The organism is Longimicrobium sp., from assembly GCF_048594345.1.
In the GTDB taxonomy this organism is placed as follows: domain Bacteria; phylum Gemmatimonadota; class Gemmatimonadetes; order Longimicrobiales; family Longimicrobiaceae; genus Longimicrobium.
Window position 1 is genome coordinate 1 of the sequence record NZ_JBMDXM010000007.1, and the last position, 4,772, is coordinate 4,772.

Sequence of the window (4,772 nt, forward strand, 5' to 3'; positions counted from 1 at the left end):
CGCCGCGCCAGTCGCGGATCAGGTCCATGCACTGGCCCAGCAGCTTGAGCATCCCCAGCCCCAGCAGGTCGAACTTGGGAACGCCCAGGTCCGCGCAGTCGTCCTTGTCCCACTGGATGACCGTGCGGTTGACCATCGACGCCTGCTCGATGGGGACGGATTCGCCCAGCGGTGTGCCGGAAAGCACGAAGCCGCCGCTGTGGATCCCCCGGTGGCGCGGCAGGCCGTCCAGCCCCGCCACCAGCTTGACCAGCGCTTTCGCCCTGGGCTCCGCCGGGTCCAGGCCCACGGCCCGCAGCGCCTTGCCCTCCGCCATCTCCAGCCACTCCGCCGCCGTCCTGGCGGACGAGTATCCATCCACCCGCTTGGCCAGAAAGTCCGCCGTGGCCACCGGCAGGCCCAGCACGCGCACGGCGTCGCGGATGGCGCTGCGGCCGCGGTACTCCACGTGGGTGCACACCATGGCCGCGTGGCCGCGCCCGTACGTCTCGTACACGTACTGCAGCACGCGCTCGCGATCGTCCATGGCCGCAAAGTCCACGTCGATGTCGGGCGGCTCGGGGCGCTCGGGGGAAAGGAAGCGCTCGAAGAGCAGGTCGTTGGCGACGGGGTCCACCGCCGTTATGCGGAGCGCGTAGCACACCAGCGAGTTGGCCGCCGAGCCGCGCCCCTGGCACAGGATGCGGCTGGCGCGGGCAAAGCGGCAGATGTCCCACACCACCAGAAAGTGGTCGGCCATGTCCATCCCGCGGATGATGGCCAGCTCGTGCTCCAGCTGCCGCCAGTGCGTTTCCGACGCCTCCGGCAGCCGCTCGCGCAGTCCGGCGCGGGCGAGCGACTCCAGCATGGCGTCCGCGGAATCCCACTCGGCGGGAAGATGGAAGCGGGGGTGGGGGGCGGGCGCCTCGGTCAGGCGAAAGCCGCCGCAGCGCTCCGCGATCTCGCGGGTGCGGCGGATGCCCTCGGGCGCCGTGCTCCATCGCCGCGCCATCTCCGCCGGCGCCTGCAGGCACCACTCCGCGCTGGGGCGCAGCCAGCCGCGGCGGTGTGCCTCGTCCAGCGTGGTCTCGCGGCGAATGCAGGTCATCAGGTCGTGCACGGCGCGGCCGGAGGCGTCGGCGTAGTGCACGTCGTGCGTCACCGTCCAGGGGATCCCCGTCTCGCGCGCCACGTCCAGCAGGTCCGCGCACAGGGACGCCTCCTGGTGCGTGCGGTGGTCCCACAGCTCCAGGTGAAAGCGGTCGCCGTAGATGTCGCGCAGCTGCCCCGCCCATTCACGCGCTTCCGCGTGACGATCCTGGCGCAACAGGGACGGCAGCCGACCATGTGGACACCCCGAAAGCGCCACCAGCCCCTCGGAACGCACGGCGAGCGTCTCCAGGTCCAGCGCCGGGACCCCGCGCGGGCTCCTGGTGCGGGCCTCCGTGAGCAGCGCACAGATGTTTTTCCACCCCGACCAGTTTTCCACAATCAGGGTGAGGTGAGATCCGTCCCACAGCGTGGTTTCCGCGCCCAGAAGGGGGGAGATTCCGGCGGATTGGCAGGCGCGCGAAAACCGCACGGCGCCCCCCAGGTCGTCGTGGTCGGTAAGCGCAAGGTGCGTGTATCCGAGCTCCGCCGCTCTTGACACAAGGCCCTCGGGCGATGTAGCACCGTCACCGAGCGAAAACGCGCTGTGACAATGCAGCTCGACGTAATCTCCTTGATTCACAAGCACTTACAGAAAAACCGCGCGCATTGCGCCATCGCGCTCACGTCACGAACGCACCTCAATCGTACCATCCTTCCAGGTACCACCGGCCCGTGGGACCGTCGCGGTACACCAGCCCCAGCCACCCCTCCGGCGACTCCACGCGCCAGTACTCCCGGGCCGTTCCGCGCGCCCACCACGCCCCCGAAATACGCTCTGGTCCCTCCGCCCGAGTTTTCCACAGTCGTGGTGGAAAACCCCCGATCCCCCCGCCGGGCAACGCATTCTGGTGCGACGGAATGTCCACCTGTGCGGGACGCCCTTCCGCGTCCACCCGAACCTCCACCGCAAGGGGCTCGGGAAGGCGGCGCAGGCAGAGGGGGAGGGTGTTGCGGAACACGTGGTTGTCCTCTCCGGAGCGCTCTTCGCCGGAGGGGCGCGCGTCCGCCACCGCGGCGATGCCATCGCTCCCCTTCGGCGCCCAGTCGGCGTGCTCGCCGGGCAGGTGGGCGCCGTTGTGCACGGCCGTGCTGAGCGCGCCCTCGCCCCAGCGGGCAAACACGGGAAGGAGAGCGGAGTGCAGGGCGCCGGGGTCCGGCGCGGGGGCGGCAAAGGCGTCCAGCTGGTCCGCCCGCGCCGTCCCCTCCTCCTCCGCGACCAGGGAAACGCCACGGACGCGCCCGGCCAGCGGCTCGGCGTCCACGGCGCGGCGGCACAGGTCCGCCAGCACCCGCGCATCGGCCGTGGGGCGCGCGGGCCGCACCTCGCGCACGTCGTCCGCCGCGTCTTCCACGCGCAGGACGAGGCGCAGGCGCGCGGGGATGCGCTGCCGCCCCTCCAGCTGCCCCAGCACCGAGCCGATCAGCCCGCCCAGGACAAAGCGCAACGGCTCCGACGTCTCGATTGCCGGCTCGAAATCCGCCTCCGCGGCGGCGATCCCCGGCGCGGCGGGGCGAAACGGCCAGCGCGTGTCGTCGCCGTGCGCCAGGCGCCAGGCGCGCAGCCCCTCGTTGCCAAAGCGCAGCTCCACCTCGGCGGGGACCAGCGCGGCCAGGTCGCCGCAGGTGCGCATCCCCAGCAGCTCCAGCGAGTGGCGCAGGTCGGCGGGGATGGGGATGAGGGCAAGGGAGCGGCGGCGCAGGTAGGCGGCCTCGCGCCCCGCCGGCACCACGCGCACGGGGACGGCGCGCTCGCGGGTGGCCGCCGCGGCCGCGATGCAGCAGCCGGCCACGCCCACGCGCGCCGTCCACCCCGCGCGCTCAGCGGCGGCGGCCAGGGCGCGGCCCACGCCCGCGTCGCCGCCGTGGCCTTCCATCCCCGTCACGTCGGCCCAGAAGGCGCGGGGATGTCCGCGGACGGGGATCACGCGCGGCGCCGCCGCCAGCAGCGCGCCCGAAAGCGCCGCGCGCGCGCCGGGCTCCAGCGCGGGCGCGGGATCGGGAAGCCGGATGCAGGCGATCCGCCGCGGCGTCATCCGAAGCGCAGCAGGCGGGCGGCGGCGCGGCGGTCGGGGCCGTGCGCCGTGTGCAGCCGGGCGGCGGGCTCGTGCACCAGCTCCACCTGCCGCTCGCCGGTACGCGCGCCCCACCCCTTGGCCATCTGCACGGCGCCGGGGCGGCGAAAGCGGCCGCCGGCGCGCAGGCCGGCCTGTACGCCGGTGCGGCGAAAGTCCAGCTTTACGTCCGCCCGCCAGCTGGTGCCGCCGCCGCCGGTGGAAACCAGCACCGCCGCGTCCGTGTCACGGGCGATGGAGCGCAGCCGGTGCGCCTCCACCGGCTCCGGCGGGGGCCCGTCCAGGATGACCAGGCCAAAGGCGCCCGTGCGCAGCAGCGTCTCGGCTACCCACGCGCCCTCCATGGCGTGTTCGGCGGAAGGCGGGCGCGCCACCCACAGCCCGGGCGCGGAGTGCCCGTCCTCGCCGCACCACGAGGCCGGGTCCAGCGTGCGCGTGGCGTCCACCAGCGCCACCAGCGTCTGGCGGCACGCAGCCTCCACCAGCACGCGCAGCGCGGCCGTGCGGCCCGAGGTGGCCTCGCCCGCCCACAGCGTGAGGGCACGGCGGGGTACGCCGCCGGGCACCAGCGCGTCCAGAGCCGCCACCCCGGTGCGGAACCCGGCGCGCTCGCGCGACGGCGCCTGCCCCGGAAGCGGCACGATGGCATCGCCAAAGCGCTTTTCCAGGGTGGCGCGAAGCAGCTTGAGGTCGGGTGCGGCACTCACGGTTGCAGCCTCTGATGAATCCCCGCATTTTGATTCACGTCATCGCGCGGGTAAGGCAAGAGTAATACCGAATAATACCCGAAACAAGCTCCCGTGCCCGATCAGCTAAGTGCTGGTAAAAAGACTACTTAGGTGCAAGTTCACGTGGAGCGCATGCAAAGGTTTTCGCCGTGCACACGCGTGTCTGCCGCGTACAGCTTTATGGCCCCGTGCACACGTTCAGCGAGGTAGTTTACGAACTGTACGGCAGGTGAAAGTGGCCGCGTCCACAGGAGAGAAGTTGCGCGGGGAAGGGTGATTGGGAGGGAAAATCGGGTGCTGGAGAGACGTATCCGAATCCGCCACGGCGTGGACGCCTGCTCGAATGCCGTCGAGGAATCTTCGGCGGGTGGATCGGGCACGTACATCCGAGGCCGGAAACGCAAAAAACCCCGCCAGCTGCGCGAGGTTTGGTATCGGATGGCGCGAGGGCGATCATCCTGCACCGGTGATATCCAGGCGACCGGCTCGTTACGGCCGAGCGCCGATTGCGGATCTACCCCGGTGGTATCCCGGTTGCGGACGCGCAGGTGCCTGGAACGCCGAATGCCGCCGGGCCGCCGAGTCCACGCAGGTGGACTTTGCGAATTTCCAGCGGCGAATTCATTCGCTCCCGCGGGCGGGCGGCACGTCGCTGGAAGGAATCATACCATCTCCCGGACTTCGATGTGCCGTGAAGGGGACGATTTTCACGCGGAGGCGCGGAGAAAACAGAAGAGGCGCGGAGGGAACGCCCAAAACGCCTCCGCGCCTCATCAGTTCCTCCGCGCCTCCGCGTGATGCTTTTCCGTCGTTCCTCTGATTGCACAACGAACTGCGAGAA

Annotated in this window: 3 protein-coding genes; all 3 read right to left on the reverse strand. The window is 71.3% G+C overall.

Features of this window, described 5'->3' with window-relative positions; all coding sequences use genetic code 11:
• On the reverse strand, positions 1–1,717 hold a 1,717-nt coding region (gene dnaE / locus ACOJUJ_RS00640; protein WP_420124907.1), incomplete at its 3' end, for a DNA polymerase III subunit alpha.
• Between the two features lie 52 nt (positions 1,718–1,769).
• Entirely contained in the window at positions 1,770–3,164 is a 1,395-nt protein-coding gene (locus ACOJUJ_RS00645; protein WP_420124908.1) for a hypothetical protein, read from the reverse strand.
• Positions 3,161–3,910 (reverse strand): hypothetical protein, encoded by a 750-nt coding sequence (locus ACOJUJ_RS00650; RefSeq protein WP_420124909.1) that lies wholly within the window; start codon positions 3,908–3,910, stop codon positions 3,161–3,163. The genes ACOJUJ_RS00645 and ACOJUJ_RS00650 overlap by 4 nt, the downstream gene beginning before the upstream one ends.
• Positions 3,911–4,772 lie beyond the last annotated feature (862 nt).